This is a genomic window from Streptomyces sp. NPDC058534, assembly GCF_042717365.1.
Classification (GTDB): domain Bacteria; phylum Actinomycetota; class Actinomycetes; order Streptomycetales; family Streptomycetaceae; genus Streptomyces.
This window is the reverse complement of record NZ_JBHXNW010000076.1, coordinates 1-24,582: the sequence shown is the minus strand read 5'-3', so window position 1 is coordinate 24,582 and position 24,582 is coordinate 1. Positions and strand designations below refer to the sequence as shown.

Below are 24,582 nucleotides of genomic sequence, written 5' to 3'. Positions count from 1 at the left end.
CTTCGGCCTGGACGGCCTCGTCCTCAAACGCCGGACGGGCTGAGAGTGGGCGGCGACTCGTCTTCAGGCGCCTGACGGGCTGGAAGTGGACGGCGGGCTCGTCTTCAGGCGCCGGACGGGCTGATGGTGCCGACGGCGCGAAAGGCACCCTCCCCGACACCCGACCGGCGCGCAGGAGTGCGGGCGGCGGGGGCGGGTACGCTCCGGGGTCATGAAGCTGGCGTTCTCCACCCTCGGTGTCCCCGGGCTGCCCCTGACCGATGTGCTGGGCCTCGCGACCGCGCACGGCTACCACGGTGTCGAGTTGCGCGCCCATCCGGAGGAACCGGTGCACCCGGGCCTGTCACCGGACGAACGGGCGTCCGTGGCGGCCGAGTTCAAGGCGTCCGGCGTGGAACTGCTCGGCGTGGCGGGGTACGCGAGGGTGGCCGCGCCCGGCGCCGACGAGCCGGTCCTCGCCGAGGTCCGCGCCCTGCTCGAACTCGCCCACGAGCTGGGCGCCCCGTACATCCGCGTCTTCCCCGGCGGCGGCACCGAGCAGAGCGCCGAGGAGGCCGACGCGACGGCCGCCCGGCGACTGGGCACGGCCGCCGAGTACGCCGCCGACCTCGGCGTCCGCATCCTCCTGGAGACCCACGACTCGCACCGCACGGGCGCCGACGCGATGCGCGTCCTCGGGCTGGTCGGGCACCTCCAGGTCGGCGCGCTGTGGGACGTGATGCACACCTGGCTGGGCGGCGAGCAGCCCTTCGAGTCGTACGCGGCCCTCTCCCCGCACCTCGGCTACGTCCAGGTCAAGGACATCGCCTCCGCCGAGGACACCACACCGCTGCCGCTGGGCGCGGGCGTGCTGCCGCTCACCGAGGTGGTGGACGTCCTCTCCCGGCACGGCTGGGACGGCTGGCTGTGCTGGGAGTACGAGAAGCGGTGGTACGAGTCCGCCGCCCCGCTGCCCGACCTGCTGGCCGGCGGCCGCGAGCACCTCGCCCGGCTGCTCACCGACGCGGCCTGAGCGCCGGGGCGACCGGCCGCTCCGCCGTGGCCGGCGCCCCGCCCCGGGCGCGGATCCGGCCGGGTGCGCGCCGGCCCGCCGTGAGCGTCGTCAGCGCCACCCCGCCCACCAGGAGTGCCGCCGCGCACCAGCGCAGCGGTGTCACCGCCTCGCCGAGGAAGAGGGCCGCCGAGGACATCCCGAAGACCGGGACCAGGAGCGAGAAGGGCGCGACCGTCGACGCGGGGTGACGGCGCAGCAGCCAGCCCCAGGCGCCGAAGCCGAAGGCGGTCGAGACCCAGGCCACGAAGAGGATCGTGCCCGCGCCCTGCCAGTCCAGGCCGCGCAGTGCTGCGAGGTCCTCGGCCGGGCCCTCCGTCAGCAGCGAGAGGGCCAGCAGCGGCAGCACCGGGACGGTGCACACCCACACCATGAAGTTCAGGGCGTCGGGCGGGGACGCCTTGCGGGTGAGGACGTTGGACAGCCCCCACGCGGCCGCCGCCCCGACGACCATCACGAAGGCGCCCAGCGGGCCGGACGCGCCCTCGTCGACCGCCGCCACACCGATGCCGGCCAGCGCGACGAGCATGCCCGCCGCCTGGACCCGGGAGGGGCGTTCGCCGAGGACCGCGGCGGCGATCACCGCGGTGAACACCGCCTGGATCTGCAGGACCAGGGACGACAGGCCGGCCGGCATGCCCGCGTCCATGCCCACGAAGACCAGGCCGAACTTGGCCACGCCCAGCACCAGCCCCACCGCCACGATCCACTTCCACGCGACCTTGGGCCGGCCCACCAGGAAGACGGCGGGCAGCGCGGCCGCCAGGAAGCGCAGGGCGGAGAAGAGCAGCGGCGGGAAGTGGTCGAGGCCGATCTCGATGACCGTGAAGTTCACGCCCCAGACGGCGGCGACGAGCACGGCGAGGAGGAGGTGGGAAGGTCGCATGGGTTGAGGATCGCGCCGCCGGACTGTGTAGCACCAGCGATGATTGCTGCATGGTTGGATGAAGCAGCACTAATTGTTTGAAGCAACACTCACACTCACTGTTCGTGATCCGTCGGGAGCCGGGAGGCGTCGTGCTCGATCTTCAGCGTCTGCGTGCCCTGCACGCCGTGTCCGTGCACGGCACGGTGGGCGCGGCCGCCGCCGCGCTCGGCTTCACGCCGTCCGCGGTGTCGCAGCAGATCGCCAAGCTGGAGCGGGAGACCAGGACGGTGCTCCTGGAGCGGGAGGGGCGCGGGGTCCGGCTCACCGACGAGGCGTGGCAGCTGGCCGCCACCGCCGTCGAGCTGCTGGCCCTGGTGGAGCGGGCGGAGACCCGGCTTGAGGAGCGGCGCGGGGTGCCGTCGGGCCGGCTGACCGTGGCCGCGTTCGCGTCGGCGGCGCGCGGTCTGCTGCCCTCCGTGCTGGCCGACCTGGCCGCGCGCCATCCCGCGCTCGACGCCCGGCTCACCGAGGTCGACCCGCATCTGTCCGTGGACCTGGTGGCGAAGGGCGCCGTCGACCTGGTGGTGGCGCACGACTGGGACATCGCCCCGCTGCCGGCCCCGGCCGGGGTGGAGCAGGCGCCGATCGGCGAGGACCTGTGCGATCTGCTCGTGCCCGAGGGGCACCGCTTCGCCGGCCGGGCCGCCGTCCGGCGTGCGGAGCTGGGCGGGGAGCGGTGGATCTGCCAGCCGCCCGGCCGGGTCTGCCACGACTGGCTGATGCGGACCCTGCGGGGCGCCGGGCACGAGCCGGACATCGTCCACCAGGCGGACGAGAATCCGACGCTCGTCGCCCTGGTCGCGGCCGGGCTGGGCATCGCCCTGATCCCCCGGCTGGGGCGCGGCCCGCTGCCGGCCGGGGTGGTGGAGGTGCCGCTCGACCCGATGCCGGTACGGCGGCTGTACGCGCTGTGGCGGGCGGGCGCGGCGCGCCGTCCGGCGATCGCGGAGACGGTACGCACGCTGCGGGCCCACTGGCCGGCGGCCTCGGCGCACACCGTCCCGTAGGCGGGCGCTCAGTCGCGGGCGCGGCGGATGTCGATGTTGCCGTGCCGGGTGCGGGCGCGGACCTCGACGGCTTCCTCGGTCTTCTCCGGGCTCCCGGACGAGGTGAGCGTGTTGCGCACCTGCCCCGAGCCCGAGTTGACGTCGAGCCAGGCGGCCGTGCCCCCGGCGACGCCGACCTCGATGGCGCCGTAGCTGGTCTGCAACTGGACGGAGCCGCGGGTCACGCGCCCCACCCGCAGGGTGCCGTGGGCCGTGGTGGCGGTGACGGAGTCCTCGGCGCGGGCGACGTCGATGTCTCCGTTGGCGCCGTTGACCCGCAGCTCCCCGACGGCGGTGCCGACGGTCGTGGTGCCGTGCGAGTTCTTCAGGACGGCGGAGCCGTCGAGCAGGCCGACGCGCAGGCTGCCGGAGCTGGTGGCGATCTCCGCGGCGCCCTCGACGCGGTCCACGGTGATCGAGCCGTGGGACGCCGTCAGGTTCAGCGGGCCGGTCGCGTCGAAGCGGACGTCGCCGGACGAGACCTTCAAGCGGACCTCGCCGAGCCGCCCCTCGCCGAGCACCTGGGTCCAGGCGCCGGTCAGGTCGACGCGCGAGCCCGCGGGCAGTTCGACCGTCACATCGACGGTGCCGGAGCGGCCGAACAGGCCGGCCTTGGGGGTCCTGACGGTCAGTGCGCCGCCGGCGTAGGTGACCTCGGTCTGTTCCGCGGTGCGGCCGTCGATGTCCTTCTTCTCGTTGCGGGGCCGGACCTCGACGACGGTGTCGGTGCGGTCGCCCGCCGTGAACTGGATGGAACCGGCCTCCACGTGCGCGGTGACCGAGATCGGTTCGGGAGTGTCGAAAGAAGGCATGGCTGTCCCGTCCTCATGAGTCGTTGGGTCGTCCCCGCTGGTGGGACGTGGTGTGGGTGAGGTGGAGCGGGCGTACGGCGCGCGCGAGTTCCTAGCGCACCCAGCCCGTGAAGCTCTGACCGACGTTCCGGGTGCGTTCCGTCGTGCGCGGGCGGCCGCCGCCCTCGACGGCGGCCGACACGGCCCGCACCAGCCAGGCGTTGACCGACAACCCCTCGCGGTTCGCGGCCTCCTCGGCGCGCGCCTTGAGATGGGCGGGCAGGCGCAGGTTGACGCGGGCGGTGCCGCCCTCGTCGCCTTCGGCGGGTGGCTGCGCCCTGAGCGGTTCGAGGGGCGCGGCCGGCTCCCCGAGGCCGCCGCCGTCGGTGGGCGGCACGGTCACCACGAAGTCGGGGTCCAGCCCCCGCAGCCGCAGGTCGACAGAGCCCGGGGCGAGCTCGCGGGTGATCTCGTCCATCGCCGCGGAGAGCACGTTGAGCATGGTCAGCCTGGTCGCCGACTCCAGTGGGGCGGTGAGCCGTTCGGCCAGCTCGCGGGCTTCTTCACCGCCGGCTTCGGCGGCCACCGCGAGTTCGCGGCGGAGGGTGTCGACATACGGCGTGAGGTCCATGACGTCATGATGGCACCATGATGGCCCCATACGCAAGCCGCCCGGCGCCATTGCCACCGCCTGGGCAGTGCGTCGGCCTCTGACCTGCGAAGATGGGATGACATCGACCTGGCCGACCTGGACGCCGCACCGCTTCGGCTGCCCATAGAAGTGCGGAATGGCATCATCCGGTGCCACGTGGCGCCACATGGCACCACCCAGCGCCACACTTGCCACCCGCACGTCCACCGGAACCGGGAACCCCGGCCCCACCCCACCCGTCCAACCCGCACGCTGCCGGACGAGTCTCCGTGGCACGGCGTCGGCCACCCTTACGCCGCACCGCGGCCGGCAGCACGTCGCCGTCGGCGCGCCCCCTCCCTAGCGCCGACGGCGGCCCTCCACCCCGCCCCGCACAGCTTCGGGCGACTCCTGTGCGCTCCCTTGACTGGCAGAAACTTCCTGGATATTGGTGGCTCCTTGGCAGTTTCCTTCAGCAGCTCTCCAGCGATCCCCAGCGGATCACTCCGGAAGGAGCGCACGTGCACCACAGCAGCACGGCCGGCCCGGGAAGCACCGCACACCCCTCCAGACGTACCGTCCTCACCGCCACCGCGGTCGTCACCGCGGCCCTGGCGGCCGGCGGCGGCACGGCGTACGCCGACCCGCACCGGCCCGACGACGCGGGGCTCCGCGCCCTGATCTCCCGCATGACGCTGGAGGAGAAGGTCGGCCAGCTCTTCGTCATGCGGGTCTACGGCCACTCCGCCACCGCCCCCGACCAGGCCGACATCGACGCCAACCTCAAGGAGATCGGCGTCCGCACCGCGGCCGAGCTGGTCGCCAAGTACCGGGTCGGCGGCGTCATCTACTTCGCCTGGGCGCACAACACCCGCGACCCGCACCAGATCGCCGACCTCTCCAACGGCATCCAGCAGGCCTCCCTGGAGCTGCCGCGCGGCCTCCCGGTGCTGATCTCCACCGACCAGGAACACGGCATAGTGGCCCGCGTGGGCGAGCCGGCCACCCTCTTCCCGGGCGCGATGGCCATCGGCGCCGGCGGATCGCGGTCCGACGCCCGCACCCTCGGCCGGATCGCCGGCGCCGAGCTGCACGCGATGGGCATCCGCCAGGACTACGCCCCCGACGCCGACGTGAACGTCAACCCGGCCAACCCCGTGATCGGCGTGCGCTCCTTCGGCGCCGATCCGGAGGCGGTGGCGGAGATGGTGGCCGCCGAGGTGACGGGGTACCAGCGCTCCGGGGTCGCCGCGTGCGCCAAGCACTTCCCCGGGCACGGCGACACCGCCACCGACAGCCACACCGGGCTGCCGGAGATCACACACACCCGCGAGGAGTGGCAGACGCTGGACGCGCCGCCCTTCCGCGCGGCGATCGACGCCGGCATCGACGCGATCATGACCGCGCACCTGGTGGTCCCGGCGCTCGACGACTCCGGCGACCCGGCCACCCTCTCCCGCCCCATCCTCACCGGCATCCTGCGCGAGGAACTGGGCTACGACGGGGTCGTGGTCACCGACTCGCTCGGCATGCAGGGCGTGCGGACCAAGTACGGCGACGAACGGGTGCCGGTGCTGGCGCTGAAGGCGGGCGTCGACCAGCTGCTCAACCCGCCGCACCTGGACCTCGCCTGGAACGCGGTCCTGACGGCCGTACGGGACGGTGAACTCACCGAGGCGCGGCTCGACGAATCGATCCTGCGGGTGCTGCGGCTGAAGGCGAAGCTGGGGCTGTTCCGGGACGCCTACACCAGCCGGCGGGACGTCGACCGGACGGTGGGCACCCGGGGGCACCTGGCGGCGGCCGACCGGATCGCCGAGCGCACCACCACCCTGCTGGTCAACGAGGACCGGCTGCTGCCGCTGTCGCGGCGCGAGCACCGCAGGGTGCTCGTCGTGGGCGCCGACCCCGCCTCGCCGTCGGGCACGACCGGGCCGCCCACGGGGGTGCTCGCGGGCGCGCTGACGGAACTGGGCTTCACGGCCACCGCACTGTCCACCGGCACCGCCCCCTCCGCCGCCGTGATCGACGGCGCGGTCGCGGCCGCCGGGGACGCCGACGCGGTGGTGGTCGCGACGTACAACGTCACGGCGGCCAGCAGACAGCGCACCCTGGTCACGCGGCTGCTGGAGACCGGGAAACCGGTCGTCGCGGTCGCGATCCGCAACCCGTACGACGTGGCCCACCTCCCCGGCGTGCGCGCCCACCTGGCCGCCTACTCCTGGACCGACGTCGAGGTACGGGCGGCGGCCCGGGTGATCGCCGGGCGGGTACGGCCGCGCGGGAAGCTGCCGGTGCCGGTGGTCCGGGCGGACGATCCGGACACGGTGCTGTTCCCCCTCGGGCACGGGCTGTCCTACCGGTCGTAGGGCGTAGCGCGGCCTACGTCACGCGCCGGGGGCGCCCCCGGCGACCGTGCCCGAAGCACCCCGCGCGTCTGGCGTGCGCCCGCTGCGGCGGGTCACGCTGGACCGGGGATCCAGGGGGACGGCGATGCGTGAGAGACGGGCCGCGGGAGTGCGGTGGGCGCTGTCGGTGCTGTGCACCGTGCTGCTGACGGGCTGCCAGAGTCCGGCGGGCCCGGCGGGCGGTGAGACCGGCGGCACGGCCTCCGGGGACGGGCGGTCCGGCGGGGCCACGGCGTCGCGGTCGGCGGCGGCCGCGGTGCCGACGTCCGGGTACGGGGCGGTGTTCCTGGCGGTCGACGAGTGCGGCTCGTTCGGCACGGTCAGCTCCACCGAGGTGCCGTGCGACAGCGAGCGGGCGGCGGCGCGGGTCGTGGCCCGGGAGGACGGCCGCGCGAGTGACGGGCCGCCGTGCCCCGCCACCACCGACTTCGTCCTGCACATCAGCGAGCAGCGCCCCTCCGCCGACGAGGACGGCGACGGGACCGTGCCCCGGGGCTACGCCTGCATGCGCAAGCTCCAGCCACCGCACCCCGGCGACCCGGGCGGCGGTGGCGGACCGCGCACCATCGTCGGCGACTGCGTCCACGACACCGGCGACGGCAAGGTCCGGGAGACCGCGTGCGACGGCACGGGTGAACGCGAGCCCCAGTTCAAGGTGGTCGAGGCGGTCGCGGACCGGGCCGACTGTCCCGCCTCGACCGGCCTGTACGTCCGCCTCGGCGGCGCCCGGCCGGTGGGCTGTGCCCGGCCCCTGTGAGCGGCCGGGCACAGTCACCGCGCTACGGGCGCAGCGCCGGCTCGCGCTCGACGTCCCGCTGGTCCAGCTTGGCGTCGAACGTCGCCAGCGGCTTGGCCGCCGACGGGTTCTCCTGGACCCTGTCGGAGGCGACGCCCGCCCAGTCGAGGATGCGGGCCGTGGCCTTCGCCTTCTGGCCGGGCACCAGACCGGCGACGTTGGCCCCGTGGTTCATGCCGGGCGCGGTGAGCACGTAGGAGTCGCGCGCGCCGTGGCCGAGGCGGAAGGGCTCGGCGCCCCACGGGTCGTTCTCGCCGTAGACGAACAGCATCTGCCGGGCGTGGTGCTTCACCCAGCGGTCGACGTCCCGCATGGCCCACGGCTCGAACCGCATCGGGATCGACCGGGGCACGAAGTTGCGCGGCGGCTGGTAGCCGTAGCGGATGTACTTCTTCTCGATGTGCGGGAAGTGGATCGTCGGGGCGCCCAGCTGGGTGCCCGCCTGGTAGTAGTACGGCGTGTACCTCTCCAGGCCCTGGTCGGTGTAGGCGGAGAAGCCGGAGATCGAGTCGACGGAGCCCCAGATCGCCTCGTCGGTGGCGTTCTTGGCGTCGGCCGGGATGTCGGCGCAGTCGTCGAGGGTGCTGTACTGCCAGAAGCCCCAGACGTAGTCGAGGACGACGGCCTCGTAGGCGCGGTCCAGGCTGCCGATGGTGTCGAAGGTGTAGCCGTTCTCGGCCGCGTACGCCTCGTACTTCTCCTTGAGCGGCGCACGGCGCACCAGCGCCTCGCGCTGCACCCCGTTCAGCTTGTCCCGGCACTCCTCGGTGCCGACGCGGGCGAAGAAGCGGTCGTAGGCCGAGTCCTCGCGGTTGACCACGTCGTTGGGGGCGACGTAGGCGACGACGCCGTCCATGTCGCGCGGGTAGAAGCGCTCGTAGTAGGTGGCGGTCATGCCGCCCTTGGAGCCGCCGGTGGAGATCCAGTTCTTCGAGTAGACCGGCTTGAGGGCCTTGAAGATGCGGTGCTGGTCACTGGCCGCCTGCCAGATGTCCAGCTTGGACCAGTCGGCCGGCGCGGGCCTCGACGGGGTGAAGTAGCGGTACTCCATGGAGACCTGGTTGCCGTCCACGATCTGGGTCGGCTCGCGCCGGCTCGGGTTCGTGGAGACGTTGTAGCCGCCGGTGTAGAAGACCGTCGGGCGGTTCACGTCCTTGTGCAGGACGGTGATCCGCTGCTGGAACGTGCCCTTGGACGGACGCCGGTGGTCGACCGGCTGCGTGTAGTTGAGGACGAAGAAGCGGTAGCCGGTGTACGGCTTCTCCTCGATGAGGCTCATGCCCGGTATGGACAGCAGCCGGTCCTTGATGTCGACGGCCTTCGGCTCGGCGGCGGTGGCCGCCCCCGCCGTGCTGACGGTGCCTATGAGCACCACGAGCGCCAGCAGCCATCTGAGCGCCTTGCGCATGCACCCTCCCTGTGAAACGGATGTCCGCCGGAAGCTATCGGAGCAAGACACGTGCACACCAGGGGAGATGAGGAAATGGCAGGCGGGGGTTGCCTCAGCAGAGGACCCAGCCGGAGCTGACCGAGCGGCCGGACACCTTGCCGGTCACCCACACGCAGCGCTTCCCGGCGTGCACCGTCACGGGCCCCGCCCGGTAGGCGTACCGCCCCGAGTCCACCACCGCACGGCCCCCGCGCGCCCGCACACTCACGGACATCTGCCGCTTGGTGCCGGGCTTCTTGGGGACGGTCACGGCACAGACGTAGCCGCCGCGCTTGTGGACGAGGACCGATCCCGTCGCGAACGGGAGCGTGCGCACCTTGCGGCCCGAGCACGCCGTGGCGGCCTGTGCCTCCTGCGGCGTCGCCACGGCGAGCAGCCCGGCCGCCACGAACACGGCCGTGCCGAGCGCCAGTCCGCGTCGTGTCCCAGCACCGGCTCGGCCCACTGTGGTCCCCTCCGTACGGCGGTCACTGACGTACGGATGTACGGACGCGTGCCGGGTGTCGAATGGTTGCGCGAGCGTCAGTGTGCCGCGCCGACCGGCTCCTCGGGTTCCGCCGCGCCGACGAAGGCCCGCCACAGCCGCGCGTACCGTCCGTCGAGCGCCAGCAGTTCGTCGTGCGTGCCGTCCTCGGCGACCCGCCCGCCGTCCATGACGACGACGCGGTCCGCGCGGGCGGCCGTGGTCAGCCGGTGGGCGACGACCAGCGTCGTACGCCGCCCCGCTATCCGGTCGGTGGCCTGGTTGACCTGTGCTTCCGTGGCCAGGTCCAGCGCGGCCGTCGCCTCGTCGAGGAGCAGCACGTCCGGGTCGACCAGCTCGGCGCGGGCCAGCGCGATCAACTGCCGCTGCCCGGCGGAGAGGTTGCGGCCCCGCTCCGCGACCTCGTGGAGGTAGCCGCCGGTGAGCGTGGCGATCATCTCGTGCGCGCCGACCGCCCGCGCCGCCGCCTCCACATCGGCGTCGGTGGCGTCCGGGCGGCCGTAGGCGATGGCGTCCCGCACGGTGCCGGGGAAGAGGTACGCCTCCTGCGGGACGACGCCCAGCCGGTGCCGGTAGGACGTGAGGTCGAGGGCGCGCAGGTCCTGCCCGTCGGCCGTGACCCGGCCGCCGGTCGGATCGTAGAACCGGGCCACCAGCTTCACCAGGGTCGACTTGCCCGCGCCGGTCTCGCCGACGAAGGCGACGGTCTGCCCGGCGGGGATGCGCAGGTCGATGCCGGTGAGGGCCTCCTCCTCGGCGCCGTAGCGGAAGTGCACGTCCTCGAAGGCGATCTCGCCGCGCAGGGACGTGACCTCGGCCGGCTTCTCGGCGGCCCGGGTGGAGGTCGGCTCGCGCAGCAGCTCCTGGATGCGGCCCAGCGAGACGGCCGCCTGCTGGTAGCCGTCGAAGACCTGGGAGAGCTGCTGGACGGGCGCGAAGAACAGGTCGATGTAGAGCAGGTACGCCACCAGCGCGCCGGTCGTCAGCGTCGCGTCGTCGATCCGTCCGCCGCCCACGATCAGTACGGCCGCGGCGGCGCCCGAGGAGAGCAGCTGCACGAACGGGAAGTAGATCGAGATCAGCCACTGCCCCCGGATGCGGGCCTGCCGGTAGCCGTCGCTGCGCTCGGCGAACCGCCGCCCGCCGTCGCGCTCGCGCCGGAACGCCTGCACGATCCGCAGCCCCGCCACCGACTCCTGGAGGTCGGCGTTGACCGTGGAGACCCGCTCCCGGGCCAGCTCGTACGCCTTCACGCTGGCCTTGCGGAAGAAGTACGTGGCGATGATCAGCGGCGGCAGCGTCGCGAAGACGACGAAGGCGAGCTGTACGTCGATGACCAGGAGGGCGACCAGGATGCCGAAGAAGGTGACGACCGAGACGAAGGCGGTGACGAGTCCCGTCTGGAGGAACGTCGACAGCGCGTCCACGTCGGTGGTCATCCGGGTCATGATCCGGCCGGTCAGCTCGCGCTCGTAGTAGTCGAGGCCGAGCCGCTGGAGCTGGGCGAAGATCTTCAGGCGGAGCGAGTACAGGATCCGCTCCCCCGTCCGGCCGGTCATGCGGATCTCGCCGGTCTGCGCCGTCCACTGGGCGAGCACCGCGAGCAGGCCGAGCAGCGAGACCGCCCAGACCGCGCCGAGCGCGAGCTGGGTGACGCCCTCGTCGATGCCGTGCCGGATCAGCACCGGCAGCAGTAGGCCCATCCCGGCGTCCACGGCCACGAGGGCGAGGCTGATCAGCAGGGGGGTGCGGAAGCCGCGCAGCAGGCGGCGCAGACCGTACGACTCCTCCGGCTGGACCGCCCGCCTCTCGTCGACGTCCGGGGTGCCGTTGGCCGGGGGCAGCGCGTCGACCTGGGCGAGCAGTTCGGGGGTGGCCGGGGTGCCGGCGAGGGCGGTGTCCTTCGGGGTGCGGTCGCCGGTCCACAGCCGTGGGGTGACCCCGCGCTCGGCGTCGAACTCGGCGTCCAGTTCCTCGCGGACGGAGATGTCCTCCCGCGGTCCGGCGGCGGGGGTGTGCCCCGGTGAGACGCCGCCCAGCTCGTCGGGGTCGGTGAGCAGGCGGCGGTAGAGGGCGGAGCGCTGCTGGAGTTCCTGGTGGGTGCCGAGGTCGGCGAGGCGGCCGCGGTCGAGGACCGCGATGCGGTCGGCGAGGCCCAGCGTGGAGCGGCGGTGCGCGATGAGGAGCGTGGTGCGGCCCCGCATGACCTGCTTCAGCGCCTCGTGGATCTCGTGCTCCACGCGGGCGTCCACGGCGGAGGTGGCGTCGTCGAGGACGAGCAGCCGGGGGTCGGTGAGGATGGCGCGGGCGAGCGCGACGCGCTGGCGCTGGCCGCCGGAGAGGGTCAGGCCGTGCTCGCCGACGGTCGTGTCGTAGCCGTCGGGCAGCTCGCTGACGAACCCGTGCGCCTGTGCCGCCCGCGCGGCGGCCTCGACCTCCTCGTCGGTGGCGTCCGGACGGCCGTACGCGATGTTGGCGCGGACCGTGTCCGAGAAGAGGAAGGAGTCCTCGGGCACCAGCCCGACGGCGGCCCGCAGCGAGTCGGTCGTCAGCTCGCGCACGTCGTGGCCGCCGACGAGGACGGCGCCGCGCGTCACGTCGTAGAAGCGCGGCAGGAGCAGCGACACCGTGGACTTGCCGGAACCGGAGGAGCCGACGACGGCGAGGGTCTCGCCGGCGCGGATCTCGAAGGAGAGGCCGTCGAGGACGGGCCGTTCGGCGTCGTAGCCGAAGGACACGTCGTCGAACTCGACGGTCGCGGGCGCGTCGGCGGGCAGGGTCTTGGTGCCGTCCTCGATCGACGGCTCGGTGTCGATCAGCTCCAGGACGCGTTCGGTGCCGGCGCGGGCCTGCTGGCCGACGGTGAGGACGACGGCGAGCATGCGGACCGGGCCGACCAGCTGGGCGAGGTAGGTGGAGAAGGCCACGAAGGTGCCGAGGGTGATGTGCCCGCCCACCGCGAGCCAGCCGCCGAGGGCCAGCATGGCGACCTGGCCGAGCGCGGGGACCGCCTGGAGGGCCGGGGTGTACGCGGCGTTCAGCCTGACCGTCCGCAGCCGCCCGGCGAAGAGCTTGCGCCCGACCTCCCGGAGCTTCCCGGTCTCCTGGTCCTCCTGCCCGAAGCCCTTCACCACGCGTACGCCGCTCACCGAGCCGTCGACCACGCCGGCGACGGCGGCGGCCTGGGCCTGCGCGTACCAGGTGGCGGGGTGCAGGCGGCTGCGGCTGCGGCGGGCGATGAACCACAGCGCGGGGGCGACGGCGATCGCCACCAGCGTCAGCGGCGGCGACAGCCACGCCATGATGACCAGGGAGATCAGGAAGAGCAGGACGTTCCCGATGGTCATCGGGAGCATGAAGAGCAGGCCCTGGATCAGCTGGAGGTCGCTGGTCGCCCTGCCGACCACCTGCCCCGTGGACAGCTCGTCCTGCCGCCGTCCGTCGAGCCGGGTGATCGTCCCGTACATGTCGGTGCGCAGGTCGTGCTGGACGTCGAGGGCGAGCCGGCCGCCGTAGTAGCGCCGGATGTAGGTCAGGACGTAGACGACGGCCGCGGCGCCGACGAGGAGACCGGCCCAGACGGCCATGTCCCTGGTCCTGTCGCCGATCACGTCGTCGATGATCACCTTGGTGATCAGGGGGACGAGGGCCATGACGGCCATGCCGCCCAGCGAGGCGCCGAGGGCGAGGACGACGTCCTTGGGGTAGCGCCAGGCGTATCCCGCCAGTCGTCGTGTCCATCCCCGTTGCGCGTCCACGCCGTGCCCTCCGGTCGGTCGTCCTGCTCACCTGATCTACCGGAAGGCACCAACACGGGCGAGCGGGAATTTCATCCCGCCGCAACAAATTCAGGCGCGCACGCGGAGCCGGAGGAAGCGGGTCGTCTGTACGGCGTTCTGGTTGTCGTCGCTGACGATCAGGACGTCCAGACGGCCCTTGCTCCGACCGGTGACGGTCATACCCTCGAAGTTGTCGAGGATCGGATTGGGCTGGGGCTGCTTGGCGGTGGCGCCGAGGGAGGGGCAGTCGGCGAGGTCGGCGAGGAGGGTCTTGCCGAGTGTGACGCCGCGCCGGTCGGCCAGGTACAGGCGGACGGTGTTGCCGACGCCGGAGGTGAAGCCTCGCTCCAGGACCAGGAGCCGCCCGTCGGGGGTCGCGGTGACCTCGGATACGCCGAGGCCGGTGTCGGTCCGGTAGGTGTACTGGGCGCCGAGCCGGAAGTGGCCGCGCCCCGTCCGCTGCCAGGTCTGGAAGCGGACCAGGTCGGCGGGGTCGCCGACGAGCGGATACTCCATGGAGGCGAGCAGGGTCCGGCCGCCCGGGAGGAGCGTGAGTCCCTCGAAGCTGCCGTTCGCCTGGGCGCGCCCGGCGGGAGCGGTGCGGAGGGCGTCCGGTACGGGGAGTCGGTCGAGGACCCTGCCGGTGCGGGAGTAGCGGCGGATGGACGGCTCGGTCTCGGAGGAGACGAGGTACGTGCGGTCGCGGTCGACGACCAGCCCCTCGGAGTCGAGCGCGGCGCCGTTCTCGTCGGCGAGCGCGATCACACCCTGCGGCTTCAGAGTCCGTGCATCGAGCCGGAAGAGGACGGAGCGGTCGGAGACGGCGGCCAGGGAGCCGTGCCGGTCGCGGGAGAGGGCGGAGAGGTTTCCGACGTAGGTGTCGCCGTAGGTGGTCTTGTCCAGGGCGTCGGAGAAGCCGGCCAGCGAGACGGAGGGCGAGCAGTCGTTCCGCGGAGACCGCTCCTGCGCGGCGGCCGGTCCGGCGGCGGTCAGGCAGCCGGCCGCCGCGACGCTCGCGGTGAGGGTGGCGAGGACGGTTCGGAGGGTTCTCGGGCGCATGGGCGTCACTCTAGGGCGGAGGCATGGCCGGAAGTTGGCCGCTTTCGAAGGGTGGGATGCGCAGGCGTTCCCATGGCAGGTAATGAGTCATGCCAGAGCAGGAGGAAAGCGGTCAGGAGCTGGCCGGGCGGCTGTACGCGACCCTGCGGGTGCTGAAGTTCCTCACCAACTGGGCCTCTTCACGCGAAGGCGATGAGCGAACTGTTCCGCGCGATACCCGCCGTGGTGCCCCCGCTGCCGTCGCCCTCGACAAAAACCTCGGCACGTGGGAACTGGCCGCCTTCAACGCCGGGTATCGCGCTCAACTCGCCGAACTCAAGGAGGCCTTGCTCGCGCTGCTCGGCCAACGCCCGCTTCAGCGCAACCTCATGCCCCGGCTCTCCGCGACGCGGTGCACGTCCGTCAGCGCCTCGCGCATCCGGTTCAGCAGGAACCGGAGCTGCTCGGGCGTCGCCCGCGCGTCGGCGAGCAGGTCGGCAGCGTGTTCCAGCAGGTCCTCCGCCATGTCCAGTTGGGCGGTCTCGATGACATCGGCGAGCCGGGACAGCGGTCCGTCGCCGTCGGTCAGCAGGTAGCAGCGTTTGCCCTCGGAGCCCACCCAGGGCAGCAGCCGGGCCGGGTGCGTGCCGTCGTTCACCGGGCCACCTCCACGCCGTGGATCACACGCGGTCCGAGGTCGATCCCGTGCACCGCGAACCACAGCGCGCGACGCCGGGCGCGCTGCCGCCTGGCCTCCTCGCGCAGTTCGTGTGCCAGCAGGTAGGGACGTACAAGGGCGTTGTCCTCACCGCGCAGGGCGGGCATGCCGGCGCGGTGAGTGGTGGCGTCCGCGACGCACGGGGGTGCGGTGGGCGCCGTCGCCGGAGGGCGCCGTCGGCGCCGCCGCCCCGAGCCCGGCAACAGGAGGTTGAGCAGCAGAAGCAGGGGCGGCCCGGCGATGCGGGCGATACGGTGACGCATGTCGTCGACTCCGTAGTGATCGGTGGCCATGCCCCCGGACCGGTGCGACGGTCGCGGGGGCCTCGCTTTCCGTAGCGATGCGCATACAGAGTGAGACGGCCGGAGCTAGGCTCGCCAGGGGTGCGGATGTGACGGCGCCTTTGTCACATGGGAGTCGAACGGATGAGCAACATCTACGGCGACTGGCTCAAGCAGCAGCGCGAAGCGGCCGACCTGACGCAGCAGCAGCTGGCCGACGTGACCATCATGACGCGGTCGCACATCGCCCATATCGAGGCGGGGCGCCGGGTGCCGTCGAAGGAGGACGCACGACGGTTGGACGCGGCCCTGAACACGGGGAATGTGCTGAGCAGCTTCCTTCCGGAGGAGGAGGTGGCGGTCGCGGACTACTTCACGGTGGCGCGTCACCTCGAACAACAGGCCGTCTCCATCCAGGAGTTCGCGTTGTCTTATGTGCCCGGCGTCCTCCAGACAGAGGAGTACATGCGCGCGATTATGGGCACGTCCTTCATCCCTCGGAGTGAAGAGGAATGTGACAGGCTCGTTGTCACACGGCTGGAGCGGGCAAAGATCCTCGAAGCTTCGGGCAGTCCGGCACTATGGGCGCTGCTGGACGAGGCGGTGCTGCGCCGAGTCGTCGGCGGCCCTGAAGTGATGGCGGAACAGGTAATGCACCTGGCACGCCTGGTCGAACGCGGGCGAATCCGCGTGCACGTCCTTCCCCAGGACATCGGCTTCCATCCCTTGATGGACGGCATGCTCACGCTGATGCGGTTCGAGGACCAGCCTCCCGTGGCGTACACCGAAGGGCTGGGAATCGGGAAGCTTCACGACTCGCCGTCCGTGGTTCGCGAGTTCGAGACTCGCTACGCTCTCGCACTGAGCGACTCGATGTCACTCAAGGACTCGCTGTCCCTACTCAGAGATGTTGCGAAGGACTACGGACACCATGACTGACCACAGCTTCCCGAACGCCGCCGCACTGGAAGGGTGGCGGCGTTCGACTCACAGCAACAGCGATGGCGGCAGTTGCCTGGAGGTGGTGGACGGTCACCCTGCGGGGATACCCGTCCGTGATTCGAAGGTGCCGTGTGGGCCGGCGCTGGTCTTCTCGGCGGTCGGCTGGACTTCCTTCATCACCGCCCTCAAGGAAGACCCCCTCCCTCTAAAGCGTGAACACCTCGCCCCAGACTGTCCTCCAGTCGCTCATCCGAGTGCCCCAGTGACAAACACCTCCCAAGTGCTCACGATTTTTCGACCATAGGGCCATGAGCCCGCCCCCCTGGCACGACCGCGACCCTCTCAGCACTGGGCATGTGATCAGCACGGTGCGCACCCTCATGCGCACCGATGGCCTGGACGTGTCCCTGACCTCCATCGCCCGCGCCTGCGGAATCTCGCGCAACTTCCTCTACGCGAACTGGAAGACGGCCTCCGCGCTTCATCGGCGCGCGCTGACGAGCGAACTCTCGCACGCCTTCGACGTCGCGGACCGCACACACCCCAGCGACGGCACCGTTCCGGGAATCACCGAGCACCTGTCACAGGTCGTACGCGTCGTCCGAGGCCATCCCACGGCAGCGGCCGTCGCCCGCACCTCCCCCAAGGTGCTCCCCCAGGCGCACACAGCGACCGACGGTCCCCTGGTGCGGGTCGTGACGGAACGCGTCAGCGATCTGCTGCACCCCCTCGCCCCGCACGGCGGGGTCTGGAGCGACCCCGTGTTGTACTCCAGACCTTGGAAGATCCTGTGGATCGCCCGTCCTGCCGCCCTCTGCCCCGAGGCCGTCGGCGACGAGGAGTGGGAAGCCACCCTGGACGGGGCCTTCACCGAGCTGCTGCGCGACCTGCTCGCCCCGTGGGCCACGCCTGAGTGATCCCGAAACGGGATCCACAGCTCACCCCCTCCGCTGCGCGCGTCCGCCGAGCCGCCCGTACCGTCTCCCGCACCCGGCGCGCCACGATGGTCGCTGCCGGTCCTGCCGGCGATCCTCGCCCTGGCGGCGGGGCTCTGTACTCCTGGAACCTGTCCGGGACCGGCCTGAACAGCTTCTACAGCGCCGCCGTACTCGGCGGCACGGAGAGAGCTGGAAGGCGTGGTTCTTCGGCTCACTGGACGCGGGGAACTTCCTGACCGTCGAGCTGCCCTTCGCCCTGATGGTCATGGGCCCGCCGTGCCGCCTCCTCGGATACGCGACCTGGCAGATGATGCTGCCGCTCATCGTGGCCGCCCTGGCGACGATCTGGATCCTGCACGCCTCCGTGAAGCGGGTGTGGGGGGGCACGGCGCGGCAGCGGTCGCCGCGCTGGTGCTGGCGCTGACCCCGATCAGGCGGCAGCACGGGCACGGACGGCAGCACGGGCACGGGTGGCAACACAGACACGGGCAGTAGCACCAACGGGGACGGCAGCACGAGCGCAGGCGGAGGCGGCAGCACGGGCACGGGCGACCGCCCGGTGGTGCCGACGACTTCGGCGGAGGCGGCATGCGTGGCGCGAGCAGTGAGCTGATCGCCTGTCCGAAGCAGCACCAGGAAGGCGCCAAGTGCTGCTCGCGGTGTCCAGTTCGCGACAACGCGATGACCCTCGCGCGGCTCAAGGAACTCGTGAAGAAGGGCGAGTTGCACTACGTCCAGGTCGGTGGAGGCATGGGCGGGGGATGGGCGGTGGCTCCGGGGTCAGTTCCGAGGTGTCCCCGTGGGTGCAGGGGCACGGCACGGCCGTCGAGGAGAGCGCGTACGGCGCGACTTGCTCGTCCGGAAGCGCCTCGTCCGTCTACCGGTTGGGCCCTCGGACGTGAACTGACCTCCGCCGCCGCACCCGACACGCAATCGACACGCCTCATACACCTCGCCTCCCTCATGTCCATGTCACGCTCGATCCACCGCTCTCTTCAATCCGCGTAGATCGGACACCCCACATGCTCGCGATACGCACACGGCGCAGGAAGGCGGCGGCCCTCGCCACGGCCGCCGCCCTCGCCGGCCTCGCCGCCCCCTCCCTGGCCGCGACCCCGGCCACGGCGACCCCGGCCACGGCGACGACGGCCACCACCACGACCACGGACTACGACTCGACCTACTACAAGGACGTGGTCGGCAAGACCGGTGCCGGCCTCAAGTCGTCCCTCCACACCATCATCAGCGACCAGACCAAGCTCTCGTACTCGGCGGTCTGGGACGCGCTGAAGGCAACCGACCAGGACCCGGCCAACAGCGGCAACGTGATCCTGCTCTACTCGGGCATCTCCCGCAGCAAGTCACTGAACGGCGGCGACACCGGCGACTGGAACCGCGAGCACGTGTGGGCCAAGTCCCACGGCGACTTCGGCACCTCGACCGGGCCCGGCACGGACCTGCACCACCTGCGTCCCGAAGACGTACGGGTCAACAGCGTCCGGGGCAACAAGGACTTCGACAACGGCGGCAGCGGCTTCACCGACAGCGGCGGCAGCCTCACCGACTCCGACTCCTTCGAGCCCCGGGACGCCGTCAAGGGCGACGTGGCCCGCATGATCTTCTACATGGCGGTCCGCTACGAGGGCGGCGACGGCTGGGCCGACCTGGAGGTCAACGGCAGCGTCGACAACGGCAGCAGCCCGTACATCGGCAAGCTCGCCGTCCTGAAGGCGTGGAACGACGAGGACCCGCCGGACGTCTTCGAGGAGCGCCGCAACCAGGTCATCTACGACTCCTACCAGCACAACCGCAACCCGTTCGTCGACCACCCGGAGTGGGTCGAGGCGATCTGGTAGGCACCTCACCCCAGGTGCGTCGGCGCGAACATGCGCAGTACGGCGGGGAGGACGATCACCGACGGTCCCGGGGCCGCGAGGGCTTTCGCGAGGTCCGTCTGGAGGGTCTCCGGGGACGTACGCACCCCGGGAACGCCGAAGGACTCAGCCAGTGCCACGTAGTCCGGGCGGGTCAGTTCCGTGGCCGTCGGCTGGCCGAAGGCGTCGGTCATGTACTCGCGCAGGATGCCGTAGCCGCCGTCGTCGACGATCAGCCAGGTGACGTTCAGGTCGTACTGGCGGGCGGTGGCCAGTTCGGCGATGGAGTACAGGGCGCCGCCGTCGCCGGAGACCGCGAGGACCGGACGGGTGGGGTCGGCGGCCGCGGCGCCGAGGGCCGCCGGGAAGCCGTAGCCGAGGCCGCCCGCGCCCTGGGCCGAGTGCATGGTGTTGGGGGCCTTGGCGTCGAAGGCCGACCACGCCCAGTAGGCGAGGATGGTCATGTCCCAGAAGGACGGGGCGCCGGGCGGGAGGGCTCCCCGGACGGACGCCAGGACGTCCTGTTCCAGGGTGAGTTCCTGGGACTCGATGCGCTCGCGCACCTTGTCCAGTACCTCCCGTACACGCTCCGCGGCGGTGGGGTCGGTGCGGTCCGCCACCGTCTCCAGCAGGGCCTGGAGGGCGAGGCGGGCGTCGGCGTGGATACCGAGGGCCGGGTGGTTGGACTCCAGCTTGCCGAGGTCGGCCTCGATCTGGATCACCCGGCCGCGCGGCGCGAACGTGTGGTAGTTGGAGGAGAGTTCGCCGAGGCCCGAGCCGACCACCAGGAGGACGTCGGCGTCCTCCAGGAAGTCCGTGGTGTGGCGGTCCTCCAGCCAGGACTGGAGGGAGAGGGGGTGCGTCCACGGGAACGCGCCCTTGCCGCCGAAGGTCGTGACGACGGGGGCCGCGAGCCGCTCCGCGAGCTGCCTCAGCTTGCCCGAGGCGTCCGCGCGTACGACTCCGCCGCCCGCGATGATCGCGGGACGTTCCGCGCGGGACAGCAAGTCGGCCGCCACCGCCGTCAGTTCGGGGCGCGGGGGCAGTTCCTCGGGGAAGGTGTCGCCGCCGGTCACCACCGGGATCGGCGTCTCGGACAGGAGGACGTCCTGCGGGATCTCCACCCACACCGGCCCGTGCGGGACGGTCAGCGCGGACGTCCACGCCTCCGCGATCGCGGACGGGATCTGGGACTGGGTGCGGACGGTGTGGACGGACTTCACCACACCCCGGAAGGACGCCGCCTGGTCGGGGAGTTCGTGCAGGTAGCCGTGGCGGCCGCCGCCCAGGCCGGCCGTCGGGACCTGGCTGCTGATCGCCAGTACCGGGGCGGAGGCCGCCCGCGCCTCCTGGAGCGCGGCCAGCGAGGTGAGCGCGCCGGGGCCGGTCGACAGCAGCAGCGGGGCCGCCTCGCCGGTGATCCTGCCGTACGCGTCGGCCGCGAAACCGGCGTTGTTCTCGACCCGCAGGCCGATGTAGCGCAGGTCCGAGCGGCGCAGCGCGTCGAACATGCCGAGGGCGTGCTGGCCGGGCAGGCCGAAGACGGTGGTCGCGCCGAGCCCGGCCAGGGTCTCCACGACCAGGTCTCCGCCGTTGCGGCCGGGGGGAGGGTTCAGCGCGGCCTCCGTCTGGGCGGCGGTCGGACGGAGTACCAGGTCGTGGTCGTGGGTCACTTGCTCTCGGTCTCCTGGTCCGTCGCGCGGGCCTGCGCGATCTGGCGGGACATGATCGTGGTGAGTTCGTACGCGGTGTGGGAGGCCGCGACGGAGGTGATCTCGGCGTGGTCGTAGGCCGGGGCCACCTCGACGACGTCGGCGGAGACCAGGTTGCAGGATGCCAGCCCGCGCAGGATCTCGAGGAGTTCGCGGGAGGTCATGCCGCCCGCCTCGGGGGTGCCGGTGCCGGGCGCGTGGGCGGGGTCGAGGCAGTCGATGTCGATGGAGATGTAGAGGGGACGGTCGCCGATGCGCTGGCGGAGCTGGTCGGCGACCTCGTCCGCGCCGCGCCGGTAGACGTCGGCGGAGGTGACGATGCCGAAGCCCATCTTCTCGTCGTCCGTGAGGTCCTGCTTGCCGTACAGCGGGCCGCGGGTGCCCACGTGGGACAGCGCGGACGTGTCGAGGACGCCCTCCTCCACCGCGCGCCGGAAGGGCGTGCCGTGCGTGTACTCGGCGCCGAAGTAGGTGTCCCAGGTGTCCAGGTGGGCGTCGAAGTGGAGCAGGGCGACCGGGCCGTGCTTCTTCGCCACCGAGCGAAGGAGCGGCAGGGCGATGGTGTGGTCGCCGCCCAGGGTCATCAGGCGGGCGCCGGTACCGAGGAGGTCGTCGGCGGCGGCCTCCACGGTCTCGACGGCCTCGTTGATGTTGAAGGGGTTCACCGCTATGTCGCCGCCGTCGGCGACCTGGGCGAGGGCGAAGGGGGAGGCGTCCTGCGCCGGGTTGTAGGGGCGCAGCAGGCGGGAGGCCTCGCGGATGGCGTTGCCGCCGAACCGCGCGCCCGGCCGGTACGAGACGCCGGAGTCGAACGGTACGCCGACCACGGCGACGTCGGCGGTGTTGACCTCGTCCAGGCGGGGCAGCCGGGCGAAGGTCGCGGGTCCGGCGTAGCGCGGGACCCGGGAGGAGTCGACGGGGCCGCGGGGCGTCTCGTTGCTGCTCATGTACTGCCTTCCTTCTTACGCTTCGTCGCGTATGTACTACTGCTGTCCGACTCTACTGGTGCGCCGGGACCGGCGGTTCGGACGGGGATTCGGGGGACCGCCCGGCGAGGCGTTCGCGCCACGCGGCGAGGATCGCCTCGTCGGTGGGGCGGGTGGCCAGGGAGACGGCGACGTAGACGACGAGGGAGGCCAGCAGGCCGTAGTAGATCGGCTCGTTGGCGAGGACGCCGAAGCCGGCCATCAGGCCGACGACGGTGAGGCCGCCGACCGCCACGGCCGCGAGGGCGCCGTGCGCGGTGCCGCGCTTCCACAGCAGTCCGCCGAGGATGGGGACGAGGAGGCCGCCGACGAGGAGGTTGTAGGCGAGGGTGAGGGCCTCGACGACGTTGTTGAGGGCGATCGCGATGACGACGACCGCGACGCCCATCGCGAGGATGAAGGCGCGGTTGCCCTTCACCTCGTCGTGTTCGCCGTCCTCCTTGCGCATCACGCCGCGCAGCCGGGACCAGATGTCGTTGTTGGCGACGGTCGCACAGGCGATGAGGGCGCCGGAGGAGGTGGACATCACGGCGGCCAGGGCGGCGGCGAGCACCAGTCCGCGTACGCCCATGGGCAGTTCGTCCTTGACGATGGTGGCGAAGGCGTCGTCGGGGCTGGCGAGGTTCGGGTAGAGCACCTTGGCGGCGGTGCCGATGACGGCGCCGGCGACGGCGTAGACGAGACAGTAGGTGCCGGCGATGGTGCCGCCCCACTTCGCGGTGCGGTCGCTGCCCGCGGTGAAGACCCGCTGCCAGATGTCCTGACCGATGAGCATGCCGAACGTGTAGATCAGGACGTAGGTGAAGATCGTCTCGCCGCCGACACCCAGCGGGTCGAAGTACTCGGTGGGCAGCTGGGCCTTCATCTCGCTGAAGCCGCCGGCCTTGACGACCGCGATGGGCAGCAGCAGGAGCAGTACGCCGATGGTCTTCACGACGAACTGCACCATGTCGGTGAGCGTGATGGACCACATGCCGCCGAGCGTGGAGTAGGCGACGACGATGGAGCCGCCGAGGATGATCGCGAGGGTGCGGTTCACGTCGAAGAGGACGTCGAAGATCGTGGCGTAGGCGATGGTCGAGGTGACCGCGAGCATCAGGGTGTACGCCCACATGACGACGCCGGAGATGACGCCGGCCCGGCCGCCGTAGCGCAGGTCGAGCATCTCGGAGACGGTGTAGACCTTCAGGCGGGCGATGCGGGCGGAGAAGAAGACGGACAGGGCGAGCAGGCCCAGGCCGATGGTGACGACCATCCAGGCGCCGGAGAAGCCGTACTGGTAGCCGAGGCCGACGCCGCCGATGGTGGACGCGCCGCCGAGGACGATCGCCGCCATGGTCCCGGAGTACATCGCGGGGCCGAGCCGGCGGCCGGCGACCAGGAACTCGCTCTTGGACTTGGCGCGGCGCATGCCCCACCAGCCCATGGCGAGCATGCCGGCGAGATAGACGACGATCACGATGTAGTCGACGGCCATGGGGGGAGCCCTCCTTCGCGCACTCGGTCCGGGTTGACACTAGGTGGCTGAAAAGCGACTGCGAAGTGTACGTTTCATCTATTCGGGATCGCTCGAATGGAGGAAACGTCCATCATGCAGGAGTCGCCCGCCCCGCCCACGCCTCCCACTCCCCCGGTGTCACTCGCGGCACTGCTGTCACGGGACGACCTGGGCCTGCGCCAGATCGCCGGGCCCGCGGCGGCGGACGTGCGGGTGCACTGGGCGCACACCTCGGAGATGTCGGACCCCTATCCGTACCTGCTGGGCGGCGAGCTGCTGCTCACGGCGGGGGTGCACGTTCCGGAGGAGGCGGGCTCGGGGTCCTACTTCGACGACTACGTGTCGCGGATCGTCGCGGCGGGCGGCGCGGCGCTCGGCTTCGGGCTGGCGCCCGTGCACGACACCGTGCCCGGGGCGCTGGTCGCGGCCTGCGAGGCGTACGGGCTGCCGCTGGTGGAGGTACCGCCGAGGACGACGTTCTCGGGCGTGGCCCGCGCGGTGTGGCAGCTGATGGCGCGGGCCCGGCTGGCCGAGCTGCGCCGGGTCTCCGAGGCGCAGCAGGGTCTGGCCGCCGCGGCCTCCCGTCCGGACCCGGTGCCGTCGGTGCTGCGCCGGCTGGCCGGGCGGCTCGACGGGCGGGCGGTGCTGTACGGGCCGGAGGGTACGGAGATCGCGGCCGCGGGGCGGGAGCCCGGGGGCGAGGTGCGGCGGGCGCTGGCGGAACTGTCCCGGTTCGTCACCGGCCACACCTCCACCACCGCCACGGACACGGTCGCCGGCACCCACCTCGCCGCGTACGCACTCGGCACCGGGCAGGACTTCGTCCTCGGGGTCGCCGCCCCGCACCGGGAATCCGGGGACCACACCATCGCGTCGGTCGCCGCCGTCCTGCTCTCCCTCCTCACCGGCGAGCACCAGAGCGGCACGGGCGCGGCCCGCTCCTCGGCACTCGTACGGCTGCTGCTGGGCGCCCGCCCCGAGGAGGCCGCACCGCTCCTCGGCGGAGGGGGCGGCGAGGGCGTCACCCACTGGCACGTCGTCCACGCCCGCCCGAACACCGGGACACCCGACCCGGTCTCCGCCTCCGCACTGGGCGCGGCCCTCGGCTCCCCGCTCGTCGACGCGGCCGAAGACGTCGTACGGGTACTCGTCCCGGCCTCACCGGCGTGCGCGCCCGAGGGCCGGGGGGGGGGCGGGCGGCGCCGCCCCCCCCCGGGCCGCGGGCGGGTCA

22 protein-coding genes and 1 pseudogene are annotated in these 24,582 nt (G+C 72.1%); 10 read left to right on the top strand and 13 right to left on the bottom strand.

The window, feature by feature from the left end:
• Positions 1 to 211: 211 nt before the first annotated feature.
• A complete protein-coding gene (locus ACFWR9_RS34015; protein ID WP_383849046.1) occupies positions 212 to 1,012 on the top strand; it encodes a sugar phosphate isomerase/epimerase family protein in 801 nt (266 codons plus the stop codon).
• Here the strand turns inward: ACFWR9_RS34015 and ACFWR9_RS34010 are convergent.
• Complete coding sequence (locus tag ACFWR9_RS34010; protein ID WP_383849043.1) at positions 996 to 1,937, bottom strand: EamA family transporter; 942 nt, start codon at positions 1,935 to 1,937, stop codon at positions 996 to 998. The genes ACFWR9_RS34015 and ACFWR9_RS34010 overlap by 17 nt on opposite strands.
• Before the next feature lie 131 nt (positions 1,938 to 2,068).
• Between ACFWR9_RS34010 and ACFWR9_RS34005 the strand changes: the two genes are divergently transcribed.
• Complete coding sequence (locus tag ACFWR9_RS34005; protein WP_383849040.1) at positions 2,069 to 2,986, top strand: LysR family transcriptional regulator; 918 nt, start codon at positions 2,069 to 2,071, stop codon at positions 2,984 to 2,986.
• 8 nt (positions 2,987 to 2,994) lie between these two features.
• On the opposite strand, the gene ACFWR9_RS34000 is transcribed toward ACFWR9_RS34005, so the two are convergent.
• Positions 2,995 to 3,837, bottom strand: coding sequence for a DUF4097 domain-containing protein (locus ACFWR9_RS34000; RefSeq protein WP_383849037.1), 843 nt, complete (start codon positions 3,835 to 3,837; stop codon positions 2,995 to 2,997).
• 91 nt (positions 3,838 to 3,928) lie between these two features.
• Entirely contained in the window at positions 3,929 to 4,447 is a 519-nt protein-coding gene (locus ACFWR9_RS33995) for a toxin-antitoxin system HicB family antitoxin (RefSeq protein ID WP_383849035.1), read from the bottom strand.
• A 521-nt stretch (positions 4,448 to 4,968) separates the two neighbouring features.
• On the opposite strand from ACFWR9_RS33995, the gene ACFWR9_RS33990 reads away from it, so the two are divergent.
• Both ACFWR9_RS33990 and ACFWR9_RS33985 read left to right on the top strand, forming a co-directional pair.
• On the top strand, positions 4,969 to 6,816 hold the full coding sequence (locus tag ACFWR9_RS33990) for a glycoside hydrolase family 3 protein (protein WP_383849032.1): 1,848 nt from the start codon (positions 4,969 to 4,971) through the stop codon (positions 6,814 to 6,816).
• A 124-nt stretch (positions 6,817 to 6,940) separates the two neighbouring features.
• Positions 6,941 to 7,612, top strand: coding sequence for a hypothetical protein (locus ACFWR9_RS33985; protein ID WP_383849029.1), 672 nt, complete (start codon positions 6,941 to 6,943; stop codon positions 7,610 to 7,612).
• Between the two features lie 22 nt (positions 7,613 to 7,634).
• On the opposite strand, the gene ACFWR9_RS33980 is transcribed toward ACFWR9_RS33985, so the two are convergent.
• The 7 genes from ACFWR9_RS33980 to ACFWR9_RS33950 all read right to left on the bottom strand — a co-directional run bounded on the left by ACFWR9_RS33980 (position 7,635) and on the right by ACFWR9_RS33950 (position 15,383).
• A complete protein-coding gene (locus ACFWR9_RS33980) occupies positions 7,635 to 9,059 on the bottom strand; it encodes a S28 family serine protease (RefSeq protein WP_383849026.1) in 1,425 nt (474 codons plus the stop codon).
• A gap of 94 nt (positions 9,060 to 9,153) precedes the next feature.
• Positions 9,154 to 9,546: a hypothetical protein gene (locus tag ACFWR9_RS33975; protein ID WP_383849024.1), complete on the bottom strand. Its 393-nt coding sequence runs from the start codon at positions 9,544 to 9,546 to the stop codon at positions 9,154 to 9,156.
• A 77-nt stretch (positions 9,547 to 9,623) separates the two neighbouring features.
• Positions 9,624 to 13,343, bottom strand: a complete 3,720-nt coding sequence (locus ACFWR9_RS33970) for an ABC transporter ATP-binding protein (RefSeq protein WP_383849021.1) — start codon at positions 13,341 to 13,343, stop codon at positions 9,624 to 9,626.
• 90 nt (positions 13,344 to 13,433) lie between these two features.
• Positions 13,434 to 14,423, bottom strand: coding sequence for an esterase-like activity of phytase family protein (locus ACFWR9_RS33965; RefSeq protein ID WP_383849018.1), 990 nt, complete (start codon positions 14,421 to 14,423; stop codon positions 13,434 to 13,436).
• 179 nt (positions 14,424 to 14,602) lie between these two features.
• Complete coding sequence (locus ACFWR9_RS33960; RefSeq protein ID WP_383849015.1) at positions 14,603 to 14,770, bottom strand: hypothetical protein; 168 nt, start codon at positions 14,768 to 14,770, stop codon at positions 14,603 to 14,605.
• Between the two features lie 8 nt (positions 14,771 to 14,778).
• Positions 14,779 to 15,060: a hypothetical protein gene (locus ACFWR9_RS33955; RefSeq protein ID WP_383849014.1), complete on the bottom strand. Its 282-nt coding sequence runs from the start codon at positions 15,058 to 15,060 to the stop codon at positions 14,779 to 14,781.
• Positions 15,057 to 15,383, bottom strand: a complete 327-nt coding sequence (locus ACFWR9_RS33950) for a hypothetical protein (protein ID WP_383849012.1) — start codon at positions 15,381 to 15,383, stop codon at positions 15,057 to 15,059. Before ACFWR9_RS33950 ends, ACFWR9_RS33955 begins: the two co-directional genes overlap by 4 nt.
• 162 nt (positions 15,384 to 15,545) lie before the next feature.
• Between ACFWR9_RS33950 and ACFWR9_RS33945 the strand changes: the two genes are divergently transcribed.
• The 5 genes and pseudogenes from ACFWR9_RS33945 to ACFWR9_RS33925 all read left to right on the top strand — a co-directional run bounded on the left by ACFWR9_RS33945 (position 15,546) and on the right by ACFWR9_RS33925 (position 19,137).
• Positions 15,546 to 16,340 (top strand): helix-turn-helix domain-containing protein, encoded by a 795-nt coding sequence (locus ACFWR9_RS33945; protein ID WP_383849009.1) that lies wholly within the window; start codon positions 15,546 to 15,548, stop codon positions 16,338 to 16,340.
• On the top strand, positions 16,309 to 16,647 hold the full coding sequence (locus tag ACFWR9_RS33940; RefSeq protein ID WP_383849007.1) for a DUF397 domain-containing protein: 339 nt from the start codon (positions 16,309 to 16,311) through the stop codon (positions 16,645 to 16,647). Before ACFWR9_RS33945 ends, ACFWR9_RS33940 begins: the two co-directional genes overlap by 32 nt.
• 4 nt (positions 16,648 to 16,651) lie before the next feature.
• Positions 16,652 to 17,260 carry a TetR/AcrR family transcriptional regulator gene (locus ACFWR9_RS33935; RefSeq protein WP_383849004.1) on the top strand — a complete coding sequence of 203 codons (609 nt, stop codon included), beginning with the start codon at positions 16,652 to 16,654 and terminating at the stop codon, positions 17,258 to 17,260.
• A gap of 33 nt (positions 17,261 to 17,293) precedes the next feature.
• Positions 17,294 to 17,713: pseudogene (locus tag ACFWR9_RS33930) on the top strand (hypothetical protein); the annotation flags it as partial.
• 590 nt (positions 17,714 to 18,303) lie between these two features.
• Entirely contained in the window at positions 18,304 to 19,137 is an 834-nt protein-coding gene (locus ACFWR9_RS33925; RefSeq protein WP_383849001.1) for an endonuclease I family protein, read from the top strand.
• Between the two features lie 5 nt (positions 19,138 to 19,142).
• Here the strand turns inward: ACFWR9_RS33925 and ACFWR9_RS33920 are convergent, their stop codons facing one another.
• Genes ACFWR9_RS33920 through ACFWR9_RS33910 form a run of 3 tightly spaced genes read right to left on the bottom strand, consistent with a single transcriptional unit; the run spans position 19,143 to position 23,330 of the window.
• Positions 19,143 to 20,828, bottom strand: a complete 1,686-nt coding sequence (locus ACFWR9_RS33920) for a thiamine pyrophosphate-binding protein (RefSeq protein WP_383848998.1) — start codon at positions 20,826 to 20,828, stop codon at positions 19,143 to 19,145.
• A complete protein-coding gene (gene speB / locus ACFWR9_RS33915; RefSeq protein WP_383848995.1) occupies positions 20,825 to 21,814 on the bottom strand; it encodes an agmatinase in 990 nt (329 codons plus the stop codon). Before speB ends, ACFWR9_RS33920 begins: the two co-directional genes overlap by 4 nt.
• A 52-nt stretch (positions 21,815 to 21,866) precedes the next feature.
• Positions 21,867 to 23,330, bottom strand: a complete 1,464-nt coding sequence (locus ACFWR9_RS33910) for a sodium:solute symporter (RefSeq protein ID WP_383848993.1) — start codon at positions 23,328 to 23,330, stop codon at positions 21,867 to 21,869.
• Positions 23,331 to 23,444: 114 nt separating this feature from the next.
• Between ACFWR9_RS33910 and ACFWR9_RS33905 the strand changes: the two genes are divergently transcribed.
• On the top strand, positions 23,445 to 24,582 hold a 1,138-nt coding region (locus ACFWR9_RS33905; RefSeq protein ID WP_383848990.1), incomplete at its 3' end, for a PucR family transcriptional regulator ligand-binding domain-containing protein.